This is a genomic window from Streptomyces sp. NBC_01077 (genome assembly GCF_045162855.1).
Lineage (GTDB): Bacteria > Actinomycetota > Actinomycetes > Streptomycetales > Streptomycetaceae > Streptomyces.
In genome coordinates this window covers 2,292,079-2,317,418 of record NZ_CP108669.1, presented here as the reverse complement: position 1 = coordinate 2,317,418, position 25,340 = coordinate 2,292,079, and the positions used below count along the sequence as shown (strand labels likewise).

General features: G+C 71.4%; 23 protein-coding genes. 21 read left to right on the top strand and 2 right to left on the bottom strand.

The genetic code is table 11. The annotated features are described in order from the left end of the window. Nucleotides 1-40: 40 nt before the first annotated feature. The gene (locus OG462_RS10235) at nt 41-2,353 is read right to left on the bottom strand and encodes an ATP-binding protein (RefSeq protein WP_406056590.1); all 2,313 of its coding nucleotides are present in this window, start codon (nt 2,351-2,353) and stop codon (nt 41-43) included. Between the two features lie 158 nt (nt 2,354-2,511). On the opposite strand from OG462_RS10235, the gene OG462_RS10230 reads away from it, so the two are divergent. From OG462_RS10230 to nusB, 15 genes are all read left to right on the top strand, one after another. Then, nucleotides 2,512-2,949: a DUF948 domain-containing protein gene (locus tag OG462_RS10230; protein ID WP_055599503.1), complete on the top strand. Its 438-nt coding sequence runs from the start codon at nt 2,512-2,514 to the stop codon at nt 2,947-2,949. A gap of 6 nt (nt 2,950-2,955) precedes the next feature. After that, nucleotides 2,956-3,312 carry a DUF6167 family protein gene (locus OG462_RS10225; RefSeq protein ID WP_406056588.1) on the top strand — a complete coding sequence of 119 codons (357 nt, stop codon included), beginning with the start codon at nt 2,956-2,958 and terminating at the stop codon, nt 3,310-3,312. Next, the gene (alaS, locus tag OG462_RS10220; protein ID WP_406056586.1) at nt 3,312-5,981 is read left to right on the top strand and encodes an alanine--tRNA ligase; all 2,670 of its coding nucleotides are present in this window, start codon (nt 3,312-3,314) and stop codon (nt 5,979-5,981) included. Before OG462_RS10225 ends, alaS begins: the two co-directional genes overlap by 1 nt. Before the next feature lie 2 nt (nt 5,982-5,983). Further along, nucleotides 5,984-6,448: a Holliday junction resolvase RuvX gene (ruvX, locus tag OG462_RS10215; RefSeq protein WP_406066454.1), complete on the top strand. Its 465-nt coding sequence runs from the start codon at nt 5,984-5,986 to the stop codon at nt 6,446-6,448. A gap of 102 nt (nt 6,449-6,550) precedes the next feature. Further along, nucleotides 6,551-8,380 (top strand): endolytic transglycosylase MltG, encoded by a 1,830-nt coding sequence (gene mltG / locus OG462_RS10210; RefSeq protein ID WP_406056584.1) that lies wholly within the window; start codon nt 6,551-6,553, stop codon nt 8,378-8,380. After that, nucleotides 8,377-9,204, top strand: coding sequence for a shikimate dehydrogenase (locus tag OG462_RS10205; RefSeq protein ID WP_406056582.1), 828 nt, complete (start codon nt 8,377-8,379; stop codon nt 9,202-9,204). Before mltG ends, OG462_RS10205 begins: the two co-directional genes overlap by 4 nt. A gap of 38 nt (nt 9,205-9,242) precedes the next feature. Next, nucleotides 9,243-9,476 (top strand): hypothetical protein, encoded by a 234-nt coding sequence (locus tag OG462_RS10200; protein ID WP_406056580.1) that lies wholly within the window; start codon nt 9,243-9,245, stop codon nt 9,474-9,476. A 114-nt stretch (nt 9,477-9,590) separates the two neighbouring features. Continuing rightward, on the top strand, nt 9,591-10,775 hold the full coding sequence (gene aroC / locus OG462_RS10195; RefSeq protein ID WP_406056578.1) for a chorismate synthase: 1,185 nt from the start codon (nt 9,591-9,593) through the stop codon (nt 10,773-10,775). Next, nucleotides 10,772-11,293, top strand: a complete 522-nt coding sequence (locus tag OG462_RS10190) for a shikimate kinase (protein WP_406056576.1) — start codon at nt 10,772-10,774, stop codon at nt 11,291-11,293. Before aroC ends, OG462_RS10190 begins: the two co-directional genes overlap by 4 nt. Beyond that, nucleotides 11,290-12,387 (top strand): 3-dehydroquinate synthase, encoded by a 1,098-nt coding sequence (aroB, locus tag OG462_RS10185; RefSeq protein ID WP_406056574.1) that lies wholly within the window; start codon nt 11,290-11,292, stop codon nt 12,385-12,387. The genes OG462_RS10190 and aroB overlap by 4 nt, the downstream gene beginning before the upstream one ends. Further along, on the top strand, nt 12,384-12,830 hold the full coding sequence (gene aroQ / locus OG462_RS10180) for a type II 3-dehydroquinate dehydratase (RefSeq protein ID WP_328945649.1): 447 nt from the start codon (nt 12,384-12,386) through the stop codon (nt 12,828-12,830). The genes aroB and aroQ overlap by 4 nt, the downstream gene beginning before the upstream one ends. Nucleotides 12,831-13,267: 437 nt before the next feature. Continuing rightward, entirely contained in the window at nt 13,268-14,086 is an 819-nt protein-coding gene (locus tag OG462_RS10175; RefSeq protein WP_406056572.1) for an AAA family ATPase, read from the top strand. A gap of 71 nt (nt 14,087-14,157) precedes the next feature. Beyond that, a complete protein-coding gene (locus OG462_RS10170) occupies nt 14,158-15,270 on the top strand; it encodes an aminopeptidase P family protein (RefSeq protein ID WP_406056570.1) in 1,113 nt (370 codons plus the stop codon). 49 nt (nt 15,271-15,319) lie between these two features. After that, nucleotides 15,320-15,886, top strand: a complete 567-nt coding sequence (efp, locus tag OG462_RS10165) for an elongation factor P (protein WP_030316297.1) — start codon at nt 15,320-15,322, stop codon at nt 15,884-15,886. A 2-nt stretch (nt 15,887-15,888) separates the two neighbouring features. Then, entirely contained in the window at nt 15,889-16,326 is a 438-nt protein-coding gene (gene nusB, locus OG462_RS10160) for a transcription antitermination factor NusB (RefSeq protein WP_266963945.1), read from the top strand. Nucleotides 16,327-16,646: 320 nt separating this feature from the next. On the opposite strand, the gene bldD is transcribed toward nusB, so the two are convergent. Then, the gene (gene bldD, locus OG462_RS10155; protein WP_015032294.1) at nt 16,647-17,147 is read right to left on the bottom strand and encodes a transcriptional regulator BldD; all 501 of its coding nucleotides are present in this window, start codon (nt 17,145-17,147) and stop codon (nt 16,647-16,649) included. Between the two features lie 246 nt (nt 17,148-17,393). Between bldD and pyrR the strand changes: the two genes are divergently transcribed. The 6 genes from pyrR (at nt 17,394) to carB (ending at nt 25,324) form a co-directional block, all read left to right on the top strand. After that, complete coding sequence (pyrR, locus tag OG462_RS10150; RefSeq protein ID WP_406056568.1) at nt 17,394-17,960, top strand: bifunctional pyr operon transcriptional regulator/uracil phosphoribosyltransferase PyrR; 567 nt, start codon at nt 17,394-17,396, stop codon at nt 17,958-17,960. An 85-nt stretch (nt 17,961-18,045) separates the two neighbouring features. After that, nucleotides 18,046-19,026 carry an aspartate carbamoyltransferase catalytic subunit gene (locus tag OG462_RS10145; protein ID WP_406056566.1) on the top strand — a complete coding sequence of 327 codons (981 nt, stop codon included), beginning with the start codon at nt 18,046-18,048 and terminating at the stop codon, nt 19,024-19,026. Nucleotides 19,027-19,028: 2 nt separating this feature from the next. After that, nucleotides 19,029-20,315 (top strand): dihydroorotase, encoded by a 1,287-nt coding sequence (locus OG462_RS10140; RefSeq protein WP_406056564.1) that lies wholly within the window; start codon nt 19,029-19,031, stop codon nt 20,313-20,315. Continuing rightward, nucleotides 20,312-20,884, top strand: a complete 573-nt coding sequence (locus OG462_RS10135) for a hypothetical protein (protein WP_406056562.1) — start codon at nt 20,312-20,314, stop codon at nt 20,882-20,884. The genes OG462_RS10140 and OG462_RS10135 overlap by 4 nt, the downstream gene beginning before the upstream one ends. After that, the gene (carA, locus tag OG462_RS10130) at nt 20,881-22,023 is read left to right on the top strand and encodes a glutamine-hydrolyzing carbamoyl-phosphate synthase small subunit (RefSeq protein ID WP_406056560.1); all 1,143 of its coding nucleotides are present in this window, start codon (nt 20,881-20,883) and stop codon (nt 22,021-22,023) included. Before OG462_RS10135 ends, carA begins: the two co-directional genes overlap by 4 nt. Continuing rightward, nucleotides 22,016-25,324, top strand: a complete 3,309-nt coding sequence (gene carB, locus OG462_RS10125; protein WP_406056558.1) for a carbamoyl-phosphate synthase large subunit — start codon at nt 22,016-22,018, stop codon at nt 25,322-25,324. Before carA ends, carB begins: the two co-directional genes overlap by 8 nt. Nucleotides 25,325-25,340 lie beyond the last annotated feature (16 nt).

The window sequence follows — 25,340 nt, the reverse complement described above, 5'->3', positions numbered from 1 at the left end:
CCGGCGCAAGCCGGGGGAAGTAGTACCACCCCCGCGGTGTTCAGCCCGCCGCTTCCCCACCCTTTCCGGTGGGGGAGCCGGCGGGCTTCCGCGTTCCCGGGACCGCCGCCGTACCGGCCGTACGGAAGGGACGCGGGGCGGACTCCTCCGCCGGGCCGCCGATGGCCGGACTTCGACCGGCCACGAGCGCGCGCTCCACCGCCTCCGCCGCCGAGAGCCCCTGGCCCGCCCGGAACGCGGCGCCGTACGCCTCCGCCCCCAGCGCCTCCTCGGCCCGCTGCTGGCACAGCGTCCTCGGCGCGTCGAACGCCGCCGAGCCGAAGAGCCGGACACCCACCGTGTCCCACAGCGGCACCGCCGCCCCCTGGAGGACCGCCGCCTCCATCGGATCGCCCTCGCTGACCGACACCAGGGCGAGCATCTCGATCGCCAGGACGGTCCCGACCAGATCGCGGAAGGCGTGGTTGATGGACACGCACTCGGTGAGCAGCTCCCGCGCCTCCTCGTACGCGTCCCTGGTCCAGGCCGCGTACCCCAGTACATAGAGGGCGTACGCCCGGGCCCAGAGCTCGCCCCGCTCCTCGCAGATGTCCTTGACCTCGCGGCAGAGGCTGACCGCCCCCTCCAGATCGCCCCGGAAGGCGCGCGCCAGGCCCACCTCGACCTGCCCCATCAGCACGTTGCTGTTCAGTTCGCCGAGCTCCCGGTACGCGTCGAGCGCCCGCCCGATCAGCTCCTCGGCGCGCGGCATGTCGTCCGTGAGCAGCGCGAGACAGCCCATCCGGTGCGTCGCGTACGCCTCCGCCAGCGCGTTCCGCGAGGACCTGGCCCGCTCTCCGCACTCGTGGAGCGCCGCCACCGCCGCCGTACCGTCGCCCTGCAGGACCGCGACGTACCCGAGCACCCAGAGCGCCTTCAGCCGTGCCTCCTCGTGGCCGGATTCGAGCGCGAGTGCCCGTTCCAGCCAGTGCCGGCCCTCCGAGAGGCGCCCGCAGCCGACCCATGCGAACCAGAGCGTGCCCGCCAGGTGCTGGGCGAGATGCGCGTCCTCCGGAAGTTCCAGACACAGGTCGAGGGCCGCCCGCAGATGCGGCAGCGCCGCCTCCGTCAGGGCCGCGACCTCGGGCTGGCGCGGGCTGAACCACTCCAGCTCGCACCAGGTGGCCAGGCCCATGTACCAGTCGCGGTGCCGCCGCCGCATCCGCTCGGTGTCGTCGAGCGCCGCGAGCCACTCCGCCCCGTACGCGGCGACCGTGTCGAGCATCCGGTACGCGGGACCCGCCGGGGTGTCCTCGCGGGTGAGCAGCGACTGGGCGAGCAGCCCGCCGAGCAGATCGAGGATCTGCTCCGGCGGCAGCTCCGGGCCCCCGCACACGTACTCCACCGCCTCCAGGTCGAAGGGGCCGGGGAAGACCGAGAGCCGCGCCCAGAGGAGCCGCTCCTCCGGGGTGCACAGCTCATGGCTCCAGCCGATGGCGGTGCGCAGGGTCTGATGGCGGGGGAGCGCCCCGCGCGCGCCGTCCGTGAGGAGCCGGAAGCGGTCGTCGAGGCGGAACAGCATCTGCTCGACGGAGAGCAGCGGGAGCCGCCCGGCCGCCAGTTCGAGGGCGAGCGGAATCCCGTCGAGCCGCCGGCACAGCTCCCGTACGGCGTCCCGGCCGCGGGCCTGCGTGGCCCCGTCGTCGTGGGCCGACCCGCCGGGGAGCCCCGGTACTCCGGGGAGGGCCGGCACTCCGGGCAGGGCCGTGGCTCGCGGGCGGGCCGGAGCGCCCGTCAGAGCCGGAACCCTGTGGACGGCCCCCGCTCCCGCACCGGGCAGCGCCGGCGCGCCCGCCTCCGCCGCACGTTCCACGAGCAGCGTCATCGCGTCCGCCTCGCCCAGCGGTGCCAGCGGGAAGACGGCCTCGCCCGCCACCCGCAGAGGCCGCCGGCCGACCGCCAGGACGGTGAGCCCGGGAGCGTGCTCCAGGAGCTCGCGCACCAGCGGCGCGCAGTGCTCCACGAGATGCTCGAAGCCGTCCACGACCAGCAGTGTCCGCCGCTCCGCGAGGTGCTCGACGAGCACCTCGCGCGGGGGTCTGGGAGTGTGGTCGGTCAGGCCGAGCGCCTCGACCAGGGCGTACTCGATCAGGTCGGGGTCGCGCAACGGCGCGAGCTCGGCGAGCCGGACCCCGTCGCCGTAGCGTTTCTGCACCCCCGCGGCAGCCCTCAGCGCCAGCCGGGTCTTGCCCACCCCGCCCACGCCCACGACCGTGACCAGCCGGGACGCGTCAAGGAGGGCCGTCAGTGCGGCCTGCTCGGCGGCCCGTCCGACGAATCGGTTCAGCTCCGCCGGGAGATTGCTCCGTCGCATGGGACACGGAGCGTACTCACCCCCGCGCGCTCCGTACAATCGGTTCCCGTAACTCCCGTCCCACGGGCGGTAATGCGGTACGGCGCGACAGCCCGGGCGCGATAGGGTCGGGGGACGACTTTTCGCAAGGGCCCAACGACAGCAGAGAGCGGTGCAGAGTGACCGGTGGAGAGGTTGCCGGGATCCTGGTGGCCGTCTTCTGGGCGATCCTGGTCTCCTTCCTCGCCGTGGTGCTGGTGAGGCTGGCGCAGACGCTCAGGGCGACCACCAAGATGGTGGCGGACGTGACCGAGCAGGCCGTCCCCCTGCTGGCCGACGCCTCCGCGACCGTCCGCTCGGCACAGACCCAGCTCGACCGGGTCGACGCCATCGCCTCGGACGTCCAGGAGGTCACCTCCAACGCCTCCGCGCTCTCCTCCACCGTCGCGTCCACCTTCGGCGGCCCGCTGGTCAAGGTCGCCGCCTTCGGCTACGGGGTGCGCAAGGCGCTCGGCCGCGGCGGGGACGGCGCGGACGTGCCGCGGACCTCCTCGCGACGTACTGTGATCGTCGGCCGTACCGTGCCGTCCTCGCGACGCCGGAAGCAGAAGGGCTGAGCCGCGATGTTCCGCCGCACGTTCTGGTTCACGGCCGGCGCAGCCGCCGGCGTGTGGGCCACCACCAAGGTCAACCGGAAGCTGAAGCAGCTGACCCCCGAGAGCCTCGCGGCCCAGGCCGCGAACAAGGCGATCGAGACCGGCCACCGCCTCAAGGACTTCGCCCTCGACGTGAGGGCGGGCATGGTCCAGCGGGAGGCCGAACTGGAGGAGGCGCTCGGCCTCGACGCACCCGTCGACCCGGGCCCGGCCCAGGGCCGGGAGCTTCCGGAGCCGCGCCGCCGGGGCGCGCTCGGCCCCACCCCGTACCCGACCACGCATTCAATCCCCACGATCTCGTACAACCGGAATGAGGACCACTGATGGAGTCGGCTGAAATCCGCCGCCGCTGGCTGAGCTTCTTCGAGGAGCGCGGGCACACCGTCGTCCCTTCGGCGTCGCTCATCGCGGACGACCCGACTCTGCTGCTCGTCCCCGCCGGCATGGTGCCCTTCAAGCCCTACTTCCTGGGCGAGGTCAAGCCGCCGTTCACGCGCGCCTCCAGCGTGCAGAAGTGCGTGCGTACGCCGGACATCGAAGAGGTCGGCAAGACCACCCGCCACGGCACCTTCTTCCAGATGTGCGGCAACTTCTCCTTCGGCGACTACTTCAAGGAAGGCGCCATCAAGCTCGCCTGGGAGCTGCTGACCTCCTCGGTGGAGCACGGCGGCTACGGGCTCGAGCCGGAGAAGCTCTGGATCACGGTCTACCAGGAGGACGACGAGGCCGAGCAGATCTGGCGTGACGTCGTCGGCGTCCCCGCCGAGCGCATCCAGCGCCTCGGCAAGAAGGACAACTACTGGTCGATGGGCGTCCCCGGACCCTGTGGCCCGTGCTCCGAGATCAACTACGACCGTGGCCCCGAGTTCGGTGTCGAGGGCGGCCCGGCCGTCAACGACGAGCGGTACGTGGAGATCTGGAACCTGGTCTTCATGCAGTACGAGCGCGGCGAGGGCACCGGCAAGGACGACTTCCCGATCCTCGGCGAGCTCCCGTCGAAGAACATCGACACGGGCCTCGGCCTGGAGCGCCTGGCGATGATCCTCCAGGGCGTCCAGAACATGTACGAGACGGACACCCTCCAGGTCGTCATCGACAAGGCCACCGAGCTCACCGGCGTCGCCTACGGCAAGGCCCACGACAGCGACGTCTCGCTGCGCGTGGTCGCCGACCACATGCGCACCTCCGTGATGCTCATCGGCGACGGTGTCACCCCCGGCAACGAGGGCCGCGGCTACGTCCTGCGCCGCATCATGCGCCGCGCCGTCCGCAACATGCGCCTGCTCGGCGCCTCCGGTCTCGTCGTCCAGGAACTCGTCGACACCGTGATCGACACGATGGGCGAGCAGTACCCGGAGCTGATCACCGACCGCAAGCGGATCGAGACCGTCGCCCTCGCCGAAGAGGCCGCCTTCCTGAAGGCCCTCAAGGGCGGCACCAACATCCTCGACACCGCCGTCACCGAGACCAAGGCCGCCGGCGGCACGATCCTCTCCGGCGACAAGGCGTTCCTGCTCCACGACACCTGGGGCTTCCCGATCGACCTCACCCTGGAGATGGCCGCCGAACAGGGCCTCGCCGTGGACGAGGACGGCTTCCGCCGCCTGATGAAGGAGCAGCGGGACCGCGCCAAGGCCGACGCCATGGCGAAGAAGACCGGCCACGCCGACATGACCTCGTACCGGGAGATCGCCGACAGCAACGGCGCCACCCAGTTCACCGGCTACACCAACACCGAGGGCGAGACCACGGTCGTCGGTCTCCTCGTCAACGGTGTCTCCTCGCCGGCCGCCTCCGAGGGCGACGAGGTCGAGGTCGTCCTCGACCGCACCCCCTTCTACGCCGAGGGCGGCGGTCAGATCGCCGACCAGGGCCGGATCAAGCTGCACAGCGGCGCCGTCATCGACATCCGCGACGTCCAGCAGCCGGTCCCGGGCGTCTCCGTGCACAAGGGTTCCGTGCAGGTCGGCGAGGTGACCGTGGGCGCCACCGCCTACGCCACCATCGACGTGCGCCGCCGCCGGGCCATCGCCCGCGCCCACTCGGCCACCCACCTCACGCACCAGGCGCTGCGCGACGCCCTCGGCCCGACGGCCGCCCAGGCCGGTTCCGAGAACCAGCCCGGCCGTTTCCGCTTCGACTTCGGTTCGCCGAACGCCGTCCCCGGCGCCGTCCTCACCGACGTCGAGCAGAAGATCAACGAGGTCCTCTCGCGCGAGCTGGAGGTCCACGCCGAGGTCATGCCGATCAACGAGGCCAAGCGCCAGGGTGCCATCGCCGAGTTCGGCGAGAAGTACGGCGAGCAGGTCCGTGTCGTCACCATCGGCGACTTCTCCAAGGAGCTGTGCGGCGGTACGCACGTCGGCAACACCGCCCAGCTGGGCCTGGTGAAGCTGCTCGGCGAATCGTCCATCGGCTCCGGTGTGCGCCGTATCGAGGCCCTCGTCGGCGTCGACGCGTACAACTTCCTCGCCAGGGAGCACACGGTCGTCGCCCAGCTCCAGGAGCTGGTCAAGGGCCGCCCGGAAGAGCTGCCGGAGAAGATCTCCGCCATGCTCGGCAAGCTGAAGGACGCCGAGAAGGAGATCGAGAAGTTCCGCGCGGAGAAGGTCCTCCAGGCCGCCGCCGGCCTCGTCGACTCCGCCCAGGACATCCGTGGCCTCGCCCTCGTCACCGGTCAGGTCCAGGACGGCACCGGCGCCGACGACCTGCGCAAGCTGGTCCTCGACGTCCGTGGCCGCATCCCGTCCGACCGTCCGGCCGTCGTCGCCCTGTTCACCACGGCCAACGGCAAGCCGCTCACGGTCATCGCCACCAACGAGGCCGCCCGTGAGCGCGGTCTCAAGGCCGGCGAGCTGGTCCGCACGGCCGCCAAGACCCTCGGTGGCGGTGGCGGCGGCAAGCCGGACGTCGCCCAGGGCGGCGGTACGAACCCGGAGGCGGTCGGCGAGGCCATCGCCGCCGTCGAGCGTCTCGTGGTGGAGACGGCGTGACGATGCGCCGCGGCCGCCGTATCGCGGTGGACGTCGGGGACGCCCGGATCGGGGTCGCCTCGTGCGACCCCGACGGGGTCCTCGCCACGCCGGTGGAGACCGTGCCGGGACGTGACGTCCCGGCCGCCCACCGGCGGCTCCGCCAGATCGTCGAGGAGTACGAGCCGATCGAGGTCGTCGTGGGCCTGCCCCGCTCGCTCAGCGGGCGGGAGGGTCCGGCCGCGATCAAGGTCCGTGCCTTCGCCGGGGAGATGGCGAAGGGCATCGCCCCGGTGCCGGTCCGTCTCGTCGACGAGCGGATGACCACGGTCACCGCGACCCAGGGTCTGCGGGCCTCCGGAGTGAAGGCCAAGAAGGGGCGGTCCGTCATCGACCAGGCCGCCGCTGTGATCATCCTTCAGAACGCTCTTGAGTCCGAACGGGTATCAGGTAATCCGCCCGGTGAGGGCGTCGAAGTGGTCATCTGATCGCGATACGGTAACGTTCCGCGCGATGCGGCGGTGTTCGAACAGCTGCCGCACTACGTAGAGGCGGATCGTCCGGAAGCCTCGCGGCTGTTTTGGGGATCGATGACTGAGTATGGCCGGAGCCCCGGCTCCGAACCGTGGCACCCCGGGGACCCGCTCTACGGGGACCAGGGGTGGGAGGGCCAGCAGCAGTACCCGCATCCGCAGCAGGCGAGCCAGTACGACCAGGGCGGTCACGGCTACCAGGACCCGTACGGGCAGGGTGGCCAGGACCCGTACGGGCAAGGCGGTCAGGCCGGTCACGTTGCTCAGGGGTACGAGGGCGACCCGTACCAGCAGCAGCATGCGCAGCCGCAGTACCAGCAGCAGCCGCAGGAGTACGTCGACCCGCAGCAGTATCAGCAGCACCAGCCTCAGCAGTACCAGCAGCCTCAGCAGTACCAGCAGGCGTACGAGCAGCAGCAGTACGGGGCGGGGTACCAGGGCGGGTACGACACGCCCGGGCATCTCGGACAGCAGTACGACGGCAACTGGGAGACGGGCCAGGCGGCGATGCCGTACGCCGGGACTCCGGCCGATCCCTACGGCGGCCAGAACCCCGACCTGTACGGCACCCCTGAGGCGTACCCCCCGCCCCAGCCTCCCGGCCGCCGGCAGCACCCGCCGGAGCCGGTGATCGACTGGGCGCCGGAGGAAGAGGCCCGCCCGGAGCCGGAGGAGGAGAAGCACCCCTTCTTCACCGGCGAGGACGACCCGGACGACGACGAGTACGACGACGAGCCGGGCCGCGGCCGGGGCTCCCGCGGTGGCGACCGCGAACGCCGGAGCAAGGCGACCAAACGCAAGGGCAAGAACGGCGTGGCCTGCCTCGTCGTCACGCTCGTCCTGGCGGGCGGCGTCGGTGGCGTCGGCTACTTCGGCTACCAGTTCTGGCAGGGCCAGTTCGGCGCGGCCGAGGACTACGCGGGCACGGGCACGGGCGAGGTGCAGGTCGAGATCCCCAGGGGCGCGCTCGGCTCCGACATCGGCAACATCCTGAAGAAGGAGGGCGTCGTCAAGAGCGTCGACGCCTTCGTCTCGGCCCAGGGACGCAACCCCGACGGCCTCTCCATTCAGGCCGGCGTCTACACGCTGAAGAAGGAGATGTCGGCGGACAGCGCGGTCACGATGATGCTCGACCCGAAGAGCCAGGCGAACATGGTCATCCCCGAGGGCAAGCGGAACGCCTGGGTCTACGACCAGCTCGACAAGCGCCTCGACCTGAAGCCGGGTACCACCAAGGAGATCGCCTTCGCGAAGGCGAACAGCCTGGGCCTGCCCGACTGGGCCAAGAACCACCCCGACATCAAGGACCCGCTGGAAGGCTTCCTCTTCCCGGCGAGCTACCCGGTCGCGAAGGGCAACAAGCCCGAGGACGCGCTGCGCAAGATGGTCAACCGCGCGAACCAGGAGTACGGGAAGCTCGACCTCGACGCGAAGGCGAAGGAGCACGGTCTGAAGGGGCCGTGGGAAGTCCTGACGGTCGCGAGCCTGGTGCAGGTCGAGGGCAAGTACAAACACGACTTCGACAAGGTGGCGCGGGTGGTCTACAACCGCCTCAAGCCGAACAACGTGGAGACCGTGGGCCGTCTGGAGTTCGACTCGACGGTGAACTACCTCAAGGGCGAGAGCACCCTCGACGTCGGAACCGTCGAAGAGATGCGCAAGATCAAGGATCCGTACAATACGTACGCGTACGACGTGAAGGGCCTCATCCCCGGTCCCATCAGCAACCCCGGCATCGAGGCGCTGAACTCGGCGATGAACCCCGCCGACGGCCCGTGGTACTACTTCGTGTCGATCAACGAGAACAAGACCGTCTTCTCCGTGACCCTCAAGGAACACAACCAGAACGTCGCGGAGTACGAGAAGGAACGGAAGCAGGGGCAGTGAACGAGCAACGCCGCGCGGCCGTCGTCGGTTCGCCGATCGCACACTCGCTCTCCCCGGTCCTGCACCGGGCCGCGTACGCCGCGCTCGGCCTCGACGACTGGTCGTACGAGCGCTTCGAGGTCGACGAGGCCGGGCTGCCCGGGTTCGTGGGCGAGCTGGACCGCAGCTGGGCCGGCCTGTCGCTGACCATGCCGCTCAAGCGGGCGATCATCCCGCTGCTCGACGAGATCAGCGACACGGCCGCCTCGGTCGAGGCCGTGAACACGGTCGTCTTCCGCGAGGACGGGCGGCGGGCCGGCGACAACACGGACATCCCCGGCATGCTCGCCGCCCTGCGGGAGCGGGATGTCGAGAAGGTGGAGTCGGCGGCGGTCCTCGGCGCCGGCGCCACCGCCTCCTCCGCGCTCGCCGCCCTCGCCCGGATCTGCGCGGGGCCCGTCACCGCGTACGTACGGAGCGAGGCGCGCGCGGAGGAGATGCGCGGCTGGGGCGAGCGGCTCGGCGTGGACGTCCGTACCGCCGCCTGGGACGACGCGGCGGAGGCCTTCGCGGCCCCGCTGGTCGTCGCGACCACCCCCGCCGGTACGACGAACGCCCTGGCGAGCGCCGTGCCCGACACGGTCGGCACCCTCTTCGACGTCCTGTACGACCCCTGGCCGACGGCACTCGCCGCGGCCTGGTCCGAGCGCGGCGGCAAGGTGGTCGGCGGTCTGGACCTCCTGGTCCACCAGGCGGTCCTCCAGGTCGAGCAGATGACGGGCGTCCCCAAGGCGCCGCTGGCCGCGATGCGGGCGGCGGGGGAGCGGGCGCTGGCGGCTCGTTAGGATCCGCTCCGTACCGAAGGGATCACGGGGGAGCGGCCGTGGACACGGGTGGGGAATCGATACTGGCGTCCCGATGGGGCACGTCCTGGGACATCGCGCGGATGATCTTCGCGGCGTTCTTCCACGACATGCCCGATTGGGTGAGGTATCCGCTGCTCGCGCTGGGGGGCGCCGTCCTCGTCCACCTCGCCCTCGGCCGGCTGCGCGAACGCTTCGGCGCGCCCTCCGGGGAGGACGAGGCCGTCCAGGCGAACGAGGCCGACGTCCGATAGCTGGACCGGAGGACGGGTTCGTCCCGCGGACGTGGGAGGATCGGGGATGGCGGGCCAGGGCCGCGCACCCGGTCGCGCCGTCGCAGTACCCAGGCGCGAGCATGAGGAGCATCGTTGAGCAGGTTGCGTTGGCTGACCGCTGGGGAATCCCACGGACCCGCGCTGGTCGCGACGTTGGAGGGCCTTCCCGCCGGCGTCCCGGTCACCACTGAGCTGGTGGCGGACCACCTCGCGCGGCGACGCCTCGGCTATGGGCGTGGCGCCCGGATGAAGTTCGAGCAGGACGAGATCACCTTCCTGGGCGGAGTCCGGCACGGGCTCTCCCTCGGTTCCCCGATCGCCGTCATGGTCGGCAACACCGAGTGGCCCAAGTGGGAGAAGGTCATGGCGGCCGATCCGGTCGACCCCGCCGAGCTCAAGGAGACGGGCCGCAACGCCCCCCTGACCCGGCCGCGTCCCGGACACGCCGACCTCGCCGGCATGCAGAAGTACGGCTTCGACGAGGCCCGGCCGATCCTGGAGCGCGCCAGCGCCCGGGAGACCGCCGCCCGAGTCGCCCTCGGCGCGATCGCCCGCTCCTTCATCAAGGAGACCGCGGGCATCGAGATCGTCTCGCACGTCGTCGAGCTGGCTGCCGCCAAGGCGCCGTACGGCGTCTACCCGACCCCCGCCGACGTCGAGAAGCTCGACGCCGACCCGGTCCGCTGCCTCGACGCAGACGCGTCGAAGGCGATGGTCGCCGAGATCGACCAGGCCCACAAGGACGGCGACACCCTCGGCGGTGTCGTCGAGGTCCTCGCCTACGGGGTGCCCGTCGGCCTCGGCTCGCACGTCCACTGGGACCGGCGTCTCGACGCCCGGCTGGCCGCCGCCCTCATGGGCATCCAGGCGATCAAGGGCGTCGAGGTCGGCGACGGCTTCGAGCTGGCCCGTGTGCCCGGCTCCAAGGCCCACGACGAGATCGTGAAGACCGAGGACGGCCTCAAGCGCACCTCCGGCCGCTCCGGCGGCACCGAGGGCGGTCTGACCACCGGCGAGCTGCTGCGGGTCCGCGCCGCGATGAAGCCCATCGCGACCGTGCCGCGCGCCCTCGCCACCGTCGACGTCGCCACCGGCGAGGCCACCCAGGCCCACCACCAGCGCTCCGACGTGTGCGCCGTCCCCGCCGCCGGCATCGTCGCCGAGGCCATGGTCGCGCTCGTCCTCGCGGACGCCGTCGTCGAGAAGTTCGGCGGCGACAGCGTCCCGGAGACCCGCCGCAACGTGCGTTCGTACCTCGAGAACCTGACCATCCGGTGACCGCCGGTCCCCTGGTCGTCCTCGTCGGGCCCATGGGCTCCGGCAAGTCCACGGTGGGCGTGCTCCTGGCCGAACGGCTCGGCGCGCCCTACCGGGACACCGACGCCGACATCGTCGCCGCCGAAGGACGCGAGATCTCCGACATCTTCGTCGAGGACGGCGAGGAGCACTTCCGCGCCCTGGAGCGGGACGCGGTCGCCGCGGCCGTCGCCGAGCACGAGGGCGTCCTCGCCCTCGGCGGTGGCGCGATCCTCGACGACGGCACCCGCGCCCTCCTCGCCGGGCTGCCCGTCGCGTACCTCTCGATGGACGTCGACGAGGCGGTCCGGCGCGTCGGCCTCAACACCGCGCGGCCGCTGCTCGCCGTCAACCCGCGCCGTCAGTGGCGCGAACTGATGGACGCGCGCCGCCACCTGTACACCGAAGTCGCGCGGGCCGTCGTCACCACCGACGACCGCACCCCCGAAGAGGTCGCGGACGCGGTCCTCGCGGCACTGGATCTGAAGAAGGACGCATGACGACGGACCAGGAAGTCACCCGTATCCACGTCGCGGGCAGCGCCGGCACGGATCCGTACGAGGTGCTGGTCGGCCGACAGCTGCTCGATGAGCTCCCGGCCCTGATCGGCACCCAGGCCAGGCGGGTCGCCGTGATCCACCCGGAGGCGCTCGCCGACACCGGCGAGGCGCTCCGCGCCGACCTTGCCGATCAGGGCTACGAGGCGGTCGCCATCCAGGTGCCGAACGCCGAGGAGGCGAAGACCGTCGAGGTCGCCGCCTACTGCTGGAAGGCGCTCGGCCAGACCGGCTTCACCCGCAGCGACGTCATCGTGGGCGTCGGCGGCGGCGCCACCACCGACCTGGCCGGCTTCGTCGCCGCGACCTGGCTGCGGGGCGTCCGCTGGATCGCCGTACCGACCACCGTGCTCGCCATGGTCGACGCGGCCGTCGGCGGCAAGACGGGCATCAACACAGCCGAGGGCAAGAACCTCGTCGGCGCCTTCCACCCGCCCGCCGGCGTCCTCTGTGACATGGCCGCCCTCGACTCGCTGCCGGTGCACGACTACGTCAGCGGCCTCGCCGAGATCATCAAGGCCGGCTTCATCGTCGACCCGGTGATCCTCGACCTCATCGAGGAGGACCCGCAGGCGGCCCGTACCCCCGCCGGTCCCCACACCGCCGAGCTGCTCGTCCGCTCGATCAAGGTCAAGGCCGAGGTCGTCTCCGGCGACCTCAAGGAGTCCGGCCGCCGCGAGATCCTCAACTACGGCCACACCCTCGCCCACGCCATCGAGAAGAACGAGCGGTACAAGTGGCGCCACGGCGCCGCCGTCTCCGTCGGCATGGTCTTCGCCGCCGAGCTCGGCCGCCTCGCCGGGCGCCTCGACGACGCCACCGCCGACCGGCACCGCGCGATCCTGGAGTCCGTCGGACTGCCGCTCACCTACCGCGGCGACCAGTGGCCCAAGCTCCTGGAGACCATGCGCGTGGACAAGAAGTCCCGCGGCGACCTCCTCCGCTTCATCGTCCTCGACGGGATCGGCAAGCCGACCGTCCTGGAAGGCCCCGACCCGGCGGTCCTGATCGCCGCGTACGGCGAGGTGTCCGCGTGAGCGAGCCCCGTCCGGTTCTGGTGCTCAACGGCCCCAATCTGGGCCGGCTCGGCTCGCGCGAGCCCGACATCTACGGCGCCACCTCCTACAAGGGGCTCGTCGAGTCCTGCAAGACCCTCGGCGCGGAGCTCGGCTTCGACGTCGAGGTGCGGGAGACGAACGACGAGGGCGAGATGATCCGCTGGCTCCATGAGGCCGCGGACCGCTCGACCCCGGTGGTGATCAACCCCGGTGCGTTCACGCACTACTCGTACGGGATGCGGGACGCGGCCGCGCAGCGGACGGCGCCGCTGATCGAGGTCCACATCTCGAACCCGTACGCCCGGGAGGAGTTCCGGCACACCTCGGTCGTCGCGGCCGTGGCGACCGGGACGGTCGCCGGGTTCGGGATCGGGTCCTACCGGCTGGCCCTGCGGGCGCTCGCCGAGGAACTGACGGGCTGACAGGGCACCAGGGGGAGGCCCCGGCCGTTCCCCTTGTGGGGGCCGGGGGCGGTAACGTTCCGGCGCACCGGATACATCAGGCGTACGAGACGGAGTGGGACCGGATGCAGCACGCAGTGGGGGGTCCGCTGCCACCGCCCGAGCGACCGGGCCAGGCGCCCGGCCCGGGACAGGCGCCCGGCCCCGGCACCGGCCCGGGACACGTGCCCCTTTCCGCTCCCGGGACTGTTCCTGGGCACGGGTCCGGCCCCGGACCCGTGCCCGGACCCGGAGCCGGACCTGTTCCTGGCTCCGTGCCGGTTTCCGGAGCTGTCCCCGGCCCCGGACCCGTGCCCGTTTCCGCCGCCGGTGGTGGCGCCCCGGGCGGGCGTCCGCCCATACCGCCGCCTCCGCCCGGCGCCCCCTACCCGGGTCCGCCCGGCGGATCGCGTCTCGGCGTGCACCCGACCGTCCAGAGCGGAGCCCCCCGGCCCCCGCACGCCGCGCCGCCCCCGCACACGGCACCGCCTCCGCACCCCGCGCCCCCCGCCGGGCCCGGGACGCCCGGCCGGTACGGCTCCGGAGCCGTACCGCAGCATTCCGGCGGGCCGCAGCACCAGGGTGGTCAGCCCCCGCGCGTCGACCTCACCGGTCACGTCCCCCTGCCGCCCGTGAGCGCGCCGCTCGCGCCCGCCGTGGAGCACGGACTCGGGACCGGAGGGGCGACCCTCGCCGTACTGCTGATCGGCCCCGCGGGCGCCGGCAAGACCACCGTCGCCCGGCACTGGGCGCAGCGCCGCCGCGTGCCCACCGCGCACATCAGCCTCGACGACGTCCGCGAGTGGGTCTGCTCCGGCTTCGCCGACCCGCAGTCCGGGTGGAACGAGCACTCCGAGGCGCAGTACCGGCTCGCCCGCCGCACCTGCGGCTTCGCCGCGCGCAACTTCCTCGCCAACGGCATCTCCTGCATCGTCGACGACGCGGTCTTCCCCGACCGGCCCGTCGTCGGCCTCGGCGGCTGGAAGCGCCATGTCGGCCCCGGGCTGCTGCCGGTGGTGCTCCTGCCCGGACTGGAGATCGTCCTGGAGCGCAACGCCGAGCGCAGCGGCAACCGGCGCCTCTCGGACGAGGAGGTCGCCGCCATCCACGGCCGGATGGCCGGCTGGTACGGCTCCGGCCTGCCGATCATCGACAACTCCACGTACGACGTCGAGACCACCGCCCGGGTCCTCGACGACGTCCTGGCCCGCGCGATCGCCAGCCCGCCCACCTGGTGACCCTCCGGGGGCCCTGCCCGGTCGGCCGTCCTGAACAGGCCACCGCGCCGCGCTCCTCGTAGGCTCGGAGCATGTCAGAGGTGTATGCGGACCGCCGTGTACGGCTGCGCGATCGGTGCGCGGCCGCGGGCAGCCCGGCGGCCCTGGTCTCCCGCCCCGCCAACGTCCGCTATCTCGCGGGCGGTTCGCCCCCGGGCGCCGTCCTCCTCGTCGGGCCCGAGCCCGAGGCGGACGTCCTGCTCTGCCCGGTCGCGCCCACCGGCGAACCGGCCGACGGACGGCTCGACGAACTCCTCCGCCGGCAGGTCCTGCCCGCGGGCGGCGGTGATCCGGCCGTCGCCGCCGTCGACCTCGCCCGCCGGGCGGGCGCCGACGCGCTGGCGGTCGAGGAGCACGACCTGACCGTGGCCCGGCACCGGGCCATGGGCTCCGTCGCGCCCGGACTGCGTCTCGCCGACCTCTCCTGCGCCGTGGAGCAGCTGAGGATCGTCAAGGACGAGGGCGAGATCGCGTGTCTGCGGATCGCCGCCGAGATCGCCGACCAGGCGCTCGGCGAACTCCTGGAGTCGATCCTGGTGGGGCGGACCGAGCGCCACCTCGCCCTGGAGCTGGAGCGGCGGCTCGTCGACCACGGTGCCGACGGGGCCGCCTTTCCCACCTCGGTGGCGACCGGCCCGCACTCCGGCCGCCGTGGGCACCGGCCCACCGACCGCCGGGTCGAGGAGGGGGATTTCCTCTCCGTCTGCCTGGGCGCCGACTACCGCGGCTACCGGTGCGAGATCGGCCGCACCTTCGTCATCGGCACCACTCCTGCCGACTGGCAGATCGAGCTGTACGAGCTCGTCTTCGCCGCTCAGCGGGCCGGGCGGGAGTCCCTCGCGCCGGGCGCCGAGTACCGGGACGTGGACCGGGCGGCCCGCCAGATCCTGGACGCGGCGGGGCACGGAGAGGCCGCCGTACCCCTCACCGGGCACGGGGTGGGGCTCGAAATCGACGAGGACCCGCAGCTCTCACCCTCGGCCATGGGTAAACTGGACGCTTGTGTGCCGGTCACCGTCGAACCGGGGGTCCACCTCCCGGGCCGGGGCGGGGTCCGGATCGATGACACGCTCGTCGTGCGCCAGGAGGCGGACGGCGGACCCGAGCTACTCACCATCACGACCAAGGAGCTGCTCGCGCTGTAAGGCGCGTACGTCTCCGCGGTCCCGCGTCAGTCCAGGAGATTCCGCAACCGTGGCTTCCACGAACGACCTCAAGAACGGCATGGTGCTCAAGCTCGACGGGGGCCAGCTCTGGTCCGTCGTCGAGTTCCAGCACGTCAAGCCCGGCAAGGGCCCGGCCTTCGTGCGCACCAAGCTTAAGAACGTGCTGTCCGGCAAGGTCGTCGACAAGACCTTCAACGCCGGCGTGAAGGTCGAGACGGCCACCATCGACCGCCGCGACATGCAGTTCTCCTACATGGACGGCGACTACTTCGTCTTCATGGACGAGCAGACCTACGACCAGCTGATGGTCGACCGCAAGTCCGTCGGCGACGCCGCCAACTTCCTCATCGAGGGCTTCACCGCCTCCGTCGCCCAGCACGAGGGCGAGGTGCTCTACGTCGAGCTCCCGGCCGCCGTCGAGCTGACGATCAAGCACACCGACCCGGGCGTCCAGGGCGACCGCTCCACCGGCGGCACCAAGCCCGCCACGCTGGAGACCGGCCACGAGATCCAGGTCCCGCTCTTCATCACCACCGGTGAGAAGATCAAGGTCGACACCCGCACCAGCGACTACCTCGGCCGGGTGAACAAGTAACCGTGGCCGCTCGGAGCAAGGCCCGCAAGCGCGCCTTCCAGATCCTCTTCGAGGCGGACCAGCGTGGTGCCTCCGTCCAGGAGGTTCTCGCGGACCAGGTCCGGCACGCGCGGTCGGACGACCGCCAGCCGCCGGTGAACGACTTCACCATGCAGCTGGTCGAGGGCTACGCGTCCCACGTGGCCCGGATCGACGAGCTCATCGCGACCTACGCGGTGGACTGGGACCTCGACCGGATGCCCGTCGCCGACCGGAACATCGTGCGCCTCGGTGCGTACGAGCTGATCTGGGAGGACGGCACGCCGGACGCGGTCGCGATCGACGAGGCGGTGCAGCTCGCCAAGGAGTTCTCCACGGACGAGTCCCCGACCTTCGTCAACGGTCTGCTCGCGCGCTTCAAGGACTTGAAGCCGCGTCTGCGCCGGGACACGGACGTCTGAGTCCCAGAACGTCACCGGCAGTCGAAGGGGCCCGCAGCACGAGTGCTGCGGGCCCCTTCGGCGTATCCCACCGGATTGCCCCGGACCGACTGCTCGCGAAAGCAAAAGGGGCCGGGCCCGCGCACGCTTGTGACGGTGGCAAGGAGCCGGACTCCCGCCCGCTCGTGACGGCAGCTACGAGCCGGGCCCCCGCGAGCTGGTGACGGCAGCGAAGAGCCGGGCCCCCGGGCGTTCGTGACGACAGAAAAGCGCCGGGCCCATGGACGTCGGATGACGTCCATGGGCCCGGCGGTACGTTTCTGCTGGTTCCCCGGAAGGGGTCAGTTCTCCTCGTGGGCGACGGCGCGGCGCGCGTCCGCGTCGAGGACGCCCCAGCTGATCAGCTGCTCGGTGAGGACCGAGGGGGACTGGTCGTAGATGACGGCGAGGGTGCGCAGGTCGTCCTGACGGATCGACAGCACCTTGCCGTTGTAGTCGCCGCGCTGCGACTGGATCGTCGCCGCGTAGCGCTGGAGCGGGCCGGCCTTCTCCTGCGGCACGTGCGCCAGCCGCTCCAGGTCCAGGACCAGCTTCGGCGGCGGCTCGGCGGCCCCGCCCGGAGTGGTGCCCGGCAGGAGCTCCTGCACCGGCACCCCGTAGAAGTCGGCCAGCTCGGCAAGGCGCTGCACGGTCACCGCGCGGTCGCCACGCTCGTACGAACCGACCACGACGGCCTTCCAGCGGCCCTGGGACTTCTCCTCCACCCCGTGGAGCGAGAGACCCTGCTGGGTGCGGATGGCACGGAGTTTGGCCCCGAGCTGCTTTGCGTATTCGCTGGACATAACGCTCCCGGACGCTGTGACGACATGCGGCTGCGCCGCGCGGCTGGTAACTCACTGTGAGGTTACGCAGCGTTACTCTTTCCCGTCAAGCCGAATGGTCCGTACCGCCTCCTCCCGGGGGACGGCGCCCGGAGTGGCGCCGGGGGTGCGAGGGAGTCTCCCGGCCGCCCCTGGTATCGTTGACGTCGCAAATCCGACGTCCTTTAAGAGCCGTCCCGTGAGGCGGAGAAGGAGGTCCGTTTCTTCATGGACACCCAGCAGCAGTACAGCGACGACGCCCGGCCCGTTCTCGAGGCCCCGGACATCGCGCGGGTCCTGACCCGCATCGCACACGAGATCGTCGAGCGCGCCAAGGGCGCGGACGACGTGGTTCTCCTCGGCATTCCCACCCGCGGTGTATTCCTCGCCCGCCGGCTCGCCGAGAAGCTCGAATCGATCACCGGCACCAAGATCCCCGTCGGATCCCTGGACATCACCATGTACCGGGACGACCTGCGGATGAAGCCGGCGCGTGCCATCGGCCGCACCGAGATCCCCGGTGACGGCGTCGACGGCCGCCTGGTCGTCCTCGTCGACGACGTGCTCTTCTCCGGCCGCACCATCCGCGCCGCCCTCGACGCCCTCGGCGACATCGGCCGCCCCCGTGCGGTCCAGCTCGCCGTCCTCGTCGACCGCGGCCACCGCGAGCTTCCGATCCGCGCCGACTACGTCGGCAAGAACCTCCCCACGTCGCTGCGGGAGACGGTCAAGGTCCAGCTCGCCGAGGAGGACGGTCGCGACACCGTCCTGCTCGGTGCCAGGCCCACCGCCTAGCCGGACCGGCTTCCCCCGCGGGGCCGGGGCACACCCCTGCGCCCCCGCATGCCCTCACACCTCCCCACGACGGAGAGACTCACCGATGATGCGTCACCTCATCTCGGCCGCCGACCTCACCCGCGACGACGCCGTCCTGATCCTCGACACCGCCGAGGAGATGGCCCGGGTGGCCGACCGGCCCATCAGGAAGCTGCCGACGCTGCGCGGCCGGACCATCTGCAACCTGTTCTTCGAGGACTCCACCCGGACCCGGATCTCCTTCGAGGCCGCCGAGAAGCGCCTCTCCGCCGACGTGATCAACTTCGCGGCCAAGGGCTCCAGCGTCTCCAAGGGCGAGTCCCTCAAGGACACCGCGCAGACCCTGGAAGCCATGGGCGTCGACGCGGTCGTCATCCGGCACGGGGCCTCCGGAGCCCCGTACCGCCTCGCCACCTCCGGCTGGATCGACGCCCCCGTCATCAACGCCGGCGACGGCACCCACCAGCACCCCACCCAGGCCCTCCTGGACGCCTTCACCATGCGCCGCCGCCTCGTCGGCCGGGACGCCGGGCTCGGCCGGGACCTCGAAGGCAAGCGGATCACGCTCGTCGGCGACGTCCTGCACAGCCGGGTCGCCCGCTCCAACGTCGACCTGCTGCACACCCTCGGCGCCGAGGTCACCCTGGTGGCCCCGCCCACCCTGGTCCCCGTCGGCGTCGAGACCTGGCCCTGCGAGATCTCGTACGACCTCGACCGCGTGCTGCCGAAGTCCGACGCGGTCATGATGCTGCGTGTGCAGCGCGAGCGGATGAACGCCGCCTTCTTCCCCACCGAGCGCGAGTACTCGCGCCGGTACGGGCTCGACGGCGAGCGGATGGCGAAGATGCCCGAGCACGCGATCGTCATGCACCCCGGCCCCATGGTCCGCGGGATGGAGATCACCGCCGAGGTCGCCGACTCCGACCGCTGCACGGTCGTCGAGCAGGTCGCCAACGGCGTCTCCGTCCGGATGGCGGTCCTCTACCTGCTTCTGGGCGGCAACGACTCCGCCGTCACCCACACCCGTACCGAGGAGAGCAAGTAACCATGAGCAAGATCCTTATCCGCGGTGCACAGGTGCTGGGCGGCGAGATCCAGGACGTCCTCGTCGACGGCGAGACCATCGCCGAGGTGGGCACGGGCCTGTCCGCCGAGGGCGCCACCGTGATCGAGGCCGACGGCCAGATCCTGCTGCCCGGCCTCGTCGACCTCCACACGCACCTGCGTGAGCCCGGCCGCGAGGACTCCGAGACCGTCCTCACCGGCACCCGCGCCGCCGCCTCCGGCGGCTTCACGGCCGTCTTCGCCATGGCCAACACCCACCCGGTCGCCGACACCGCCGGTGTCGTCGAGCAGGTCTACCGGCTCGGCAAGGAGTCCGGCTACTGCGACGTGCAGCCCATCGGCGCCGTCACGGTCGGCCTGGAGGGCAAGAAGCTCGCCGAGCTCGGCGCCATGCACGACTCCGCCGCCGGCGTCACCGTCTTCTCCGACGACGGCAAGTGCGTCGACGACGCCGTGATGATGCGCCGCGCCCTGGAGTACGTGAAGGCCTTCGACGGCGTCGTCGCCCAGCACGCCCAGGAGCCCCGCCTCACCGAGGGCGCCCAGATGAACGAGGGCATCGTCTCGGCCGAGCTCGGTCTCGGCGGCTGGCCGGCCGTCGCCGAGGAGTCGATCATCGCCCGCGACGTCCTCCTCGCCGAGCACGTCGGTTCCCGCGTCCACATCTGCCACCTCTCCACCGCCGGCTCCGTCGAGATCGTCCGCTGGGCCAAGTCCCGCGGCATCGACGTCACCGCCGAGGTCACCCCGCACCACCTCCTCCTCACGGACGAGCTGGTCCGGTCGTACAACCCGGTCTACAAGGTCAACCCGCCGCTGCGCACCGAGAAGGACGTCCTCGCGCTCCGCGAGGCGCTGGCCGACGGCACGATCGACATCGTCGCCACCGACCACGCCCCGCACCCGCACGAGGACAAGGACTGCGAGTGGGCCGCGGCCGCCATGGGCATGGTCGGCCTGGAGACGGCGCTCTCCGTCGTCCAGCAGACGATGGTCGAGACCGGCCTCCTCGACTGGGCCGGCGTCGCCGACCGGATGTCCTTCGCGCCCGCCCGCATCGGACGGGCGAAGGGCCACGGACGACCCGTCTCGGCTGGTGAGCCCGCGAACCTGACGCTGGTCGATCCGGCTTACCGTGGTGTCGTGGACCCCGCGGACTTCGCCTCCCGCAGCCGTAACACCCCCTACGAGGGCCGTGAGCTGCCGGGACGCGTCACCCACACCTTCCTGCGGGGCCGGGCAACGGTCGTGGACGGGAAGCTGGCGTGACACCACTCATCGCAATCGCCGCAGAGGCTGCCGATCAGAAGTCGGCGGAGGTGACCGACTGGGCCGGACGGCTCGGCTGGGTCGCCGGACTGCTGCTCTTCATCGCCTTCGTGTACTGGCTGATGCGCCAGGGCTGGAAGTGGCGCGGCAGCCTCCAGTCGGACCTCCCCGAGCTCCCCACCGCGCCCGAGACGGCCGGTGCGGCGAAACTGACTCTCAGCGGGCGATACCACGGGTCCACCACCGCCGGGCAGTGGCTCGACCGGATCGTCGCCCACGGTCTCGGCACCCGCAGCCGCGTCGAGCTCACGCTCACCGACGCCGGGATCGCGGTCGTTCGCCCCGGGGCGAACGACTTCTTCGTCCCGGCCGAGGCCCTGCGCGAGGCCCGCCTCGACAAGGGAATCGCCGGCAAGGTCCTCGCCGAGGGCGGTCTGCTGATCGTCACCTGGACGCACGGCGACAAGCTGCTCGACTCCGGCTTCCGGTCCGACCGGGCGGCCGAGCACACCGCCTGGGTCGAGGCCATCAACTCCATGATCAACACGACGGAAGGCATCGCACGATGACGACCTCCACCCGGGGAACCAGCAAGGTTCCCGCCGTACTCGTCCTGGAGGACGGCCGCATCTTCCGCGGTCGCGCCTACGGGGCCGTGGGGGAGACCTTCGGCGAGGCCGTGTTCTCCACCGGCATGACCGGCTACCAGGAGACCCTCACCGACCCGTCGTACCACCGGCAGGTCGTCGTGATGACCGCCCCGCACGTCGGCAACACCGGCGTCAACGACGAGGACCCCGAGTCCGCGAAGATCTGGGTCTCCGGCTACGTCGTCCGCGACCCCGCCCGCGTCTCCTCCAACTGGCGCGCCAAGCGCTCCCTGGACGAGGAGCTGCGCAACCAGGGCGTCGTCGGCATCTCCGGCATCGACACCCGCGCCCTCACCCGCCACCTGCGCGAGAGTGGCGCCATGCGCGTCGGCATCTTCTCGGGCAGCGCGCTGCCCGACGAGGGCACCATGCTCGCCGAGGTGCGCCAGCAGCCCGAGATGAAGGGCGCGAACCTCGCCGCCGAGGTCGCCACCAAGGAGACGTACGTCGTCCCCGCGATCGGTACGAAGAAGTTCACCGTCGCCGCCGTCGACCTCGGCATCAAGGGCATGACCCCGCACCGGATGGCCGAGCGCGGCATCGAGGTCCACGTGCTGCCCGCCACCGCCACCGCCGAGGACATCTACGCCGTCAACCCCGACGGTGTGTTCTTCTCCAACGGCCCCGGCGACCCGGCCACCGCCGACGGTCCCGTCGCCGTCATGCGGGCCGTCCTGGAGCGCAGGACGCCGCTCTTCGGCATCTGCTTCGGCAACCAGATCCTCGGCCGCGCGCTCGGCTTCGGCACCTACAAGCTGAAGTACGGCCACCGGGGCATCAACCAGCCGGTCCAGGACCGTACGACCGGCAAGGTCGAGGTCACCGCGCACAACCACGGCTTCGCCGTCGACGCGCCCCTCGACAAGGTCTCCGACACGCCCTACGGGCGCGCCGAGGTCTCCCACGTCTGTCTGAACGACCAGGTCGTCGAAGGCCTCCAGCTGCTCGACCAGCCGGCCTTCTCCGTCCAGTACCACCCCGAGGCGGCCGCGGGCCCGCACGACGCCGCGTACCTCTTCGACCGCTTCGTATCCCTCATGGAGGCCGAGCGTGCCTAAGCGCACCGATATCCAGTCCGTCCTGGTCATCGGCTCCGGCCCGATCGTGATCGGACAGGCCGCCGAGTTCGACTACTCCGGCACCCAGGCCTGCCGCATCCTCAAGGCCGAGGGCCTGCGGGTGATCCTGGTCAACTCCAACCCGGCCACGATCATGACCGACCCGGAGATCGCCGACGCCACGTACGTCGAGCCGATCACCCCCGAGTTCGTCGAGAAGATCATCGCCAAGGAGCGCCCCGACGCCCTCCTGCCCACCCTCGGCGGCCAGACCGCGCTCAACACCGCGATCTCCATGCACGAGCAGGGTGTCCTGGAGAAGTACGGCGTCGAGCTCATCGGCGCCAACGTCGAGGCCATCAACAAGGGCGAGGACCGCGACCTCTTCAAGGGCGTCGTCGAGGCCGTCAAGGCCAAGATCGGCTACGGCGAGTCCGCCCGCTCGGTCATCTGCCACACCATGGACGACGTCATCAAGGGCGTCGACACCCTCGGCGGCTACCCCGTCGTCGTCCGCCCCTCCTTCACCATGGGCGGCGCCGGCTCCGGCTTCGCCCACGACGAGGACGAGCTCCGCCGCATCGCCGGCCAGGGCCTGACGCTCTCCCCGACCACCGAGGTGCTCCTGGAGGAGTCCATCCTCGGCTGGAAGGAGTACGAGCTGGAGCTGATGCGCGACAAGAACGACAACGTCGTGGTCGTCTGCTCCATCGAGAACTTCGACCCGATGGGCGTCCACACCGGTGACTCGATCACCGTCGCCCCGGCGATGACGCTCACCGACCGCGAGTACCAGCGGCTCCGCGACATCGGCATCGCGATCATCCGCGAGGTCGGCGTCGACACCGGCGGCTGCAACATCCAGTTCGCGATCGACCCGGTCGACGGCCGGATCATCGTCATCGAGATGAACCCGCGCGTCTCCCGCTCCTCGGCGCTCGCCTCGAAGGCGACCGGCTTCCCGATCGCCAAGATCGCGGCCCGCCTCGCCGTCGGCTACACGCTGGACGAGATCCCGAACGACATCACGGAGAAGACCCCGGCGTCCTTCGAGCCCACGCTCGACTACGTCGTCGTCAAGGCCCCGCGCTTCGCCTTCGAGAAGTTCCCCTCCGCGGACTCCACGCTGACCACGACCATGAAGTCGGTCGGCGAGGCCATGGCGATCGGCCGCAACTTCACCGAGGCCCTCCAGAAGGCGCTGCGCTCCCTGGAGAAGAAGGGCTCGCAGTTCACCTTCGTCGGCGAGCCCGGCGACAAGGCCGAACTCCTCCGCGAGTCGGTCCGCCCGACCGACGGCCGCATCAACACCGTCATGCAGGCCATCCGCGCCGGAGCCACCCCGGAGGAGGTCTTCGACGCCACGAAGATCGACCCCTGGTTCGTCGACCAGCTCTTCCTGATCAAGGAGATCGCCGACGAGCTGGCCGCCGCCGAGAAGCTCCACCCGGAGATCCTCGCCGAGGCCAAGCGTCACGGCTTCTCCGACGCCCAGATCGCCGAGATCCGCGGCCTGCGCGAGGACGTCGTCCGCGAGGTCCGGCACGCCCTCGGTGTCCGCCCGGTCTACAAGACGGTCGACACCTGCGCCGCCGAGTTCGCCGCCAAGACCCCGTACTTCTACTCCTCGTACGACGAGGAGAGCGAGGTCGCTCCGCGCACCAAGCCCGCGGTGATCATCCTGGGCTCCGGCCCGAACCGCATCGGCCAGGGCATCGAGTTCGACTACTCCTGCGTCCACGCCTCCTTCGCGCTCAGCGACGCCGGCTACGAGACCGTGATGGTCAACTGCAACCCGGAGACCGTCTCGACGGACTACGACACCTCCGACCGCCTGTACTTCGAGCCGCTGACGCTCGAGGACGTGCTGGAGATCGTCCACGCCGAGACCCTCGCAGGACCCGTCGCCGGTGTCGTCGTCCAGCTCGGCGGCCAGACCCCGCTGGGCCTGGCGCAGGCGCTCAAGGACAACGGCGTGCCGGTCGTCGGCACCCCGCCGGAGGCCATCCACGCCGCCGAGGACCGCGGCGCCTTCGGCCGGGTCCTCGCCGAGGCCGGCCTCCCCGCGCCGAAGCACGGCACCGCGACCACCTTCGCCGGTGCCAAGGCCATCGCCGACGAGATCGGCTACCCCGTCCTCGTACGCCCCTCGTACGTGCTCGGCGGCCGCGGCATGGAGATCGTGTACGACGAGGCCCGCCTGGAGTCGTACATCGCCGAGTCCACCGAGATCAGCCCCACCCGGCCGGTCCTGGTCGACCGCTTCCTCGACGACGCCATCGAGATCGACGTCGACGCCCTCTACGACGGCGAGGAGCTCTACCTCGGCGGCGTCATGGAGCACATCGAGGAAGCCGGCATCCACTCCGGCGACTCGGCCTGCGCCCTGCCCCCGATCACCCTCGGCGGCTTCGACATCAAGCGCCTGCGCGCCTCCACCGAGGCCATCGCCAAGGGCGTCGGCGTGCGCGGCCTGATCAACATCCAGTTCGCGATGGCCGGCGACATCCTCTACGTCCTGGAGGCCAACCCGCGCGCCTCCCGGACCGTCCCCTTCACCTCGAAGGCGACCGCCGTCCCGCTCGCGAAGGCCGCCGCCCGCATCTCGCTGGGCGCCACCGTCGCCGAGCTGCGAGCCGAGGGCCTGCTGCCGAAGACCGGCGACGGCGGCACCCTGCCGCTCGACGCGCCGATCTCCGTCAAGGAGGCCGTGATGCCGTGGTCGCGCTTCCGCGACGTGCACGGGCGCGGCGTCGACACCGTCCTCGGCCCGGAGATGCGCTCCACCGGCGAGGTCATGGGCATCGACGCGGTCTTCGGCACGGCGTACGCCAAGTCCCAGGCCGGCGCCTACGGCCCGCTGCCCACCAAGGGCCGCGCGTTCATCTCGGTCGCCAACCGCGACAAGCGCTCGATGATCTTCCCGGCGCGCGAGCTCGTCGCCCACGGCTTCGAGCTGCTCGCCACCTCCGGCACCGCCGAGGTCCTCAAGCGCAACGGCATCAACGCCACGATCGTGCGCAAGCTGAGCGAGGGCGAGGGCCCGAACGGCGAGAAGACGATCGTCCAGCTCATCCACGACGGCCAGGTCGACCTGATCGTCAACACCCCGTACGGCACCGGCGGCCGCCTCGACGGCTACGAGATCCGTACGGCCGCGGTGGCGCGCAGCGTCCCCTGCCTCACCACGGTCCAGGCGCTCGCCGCGGCCGTCCAGGGCATCGACGCGCTCAACCGCGGCGACGTGGGCGTCCGCTCGCTCCAGGAACACGCGGAGCACCTGACCGCGGCCCGCGACTAGCAGCCCGTACGAGGAG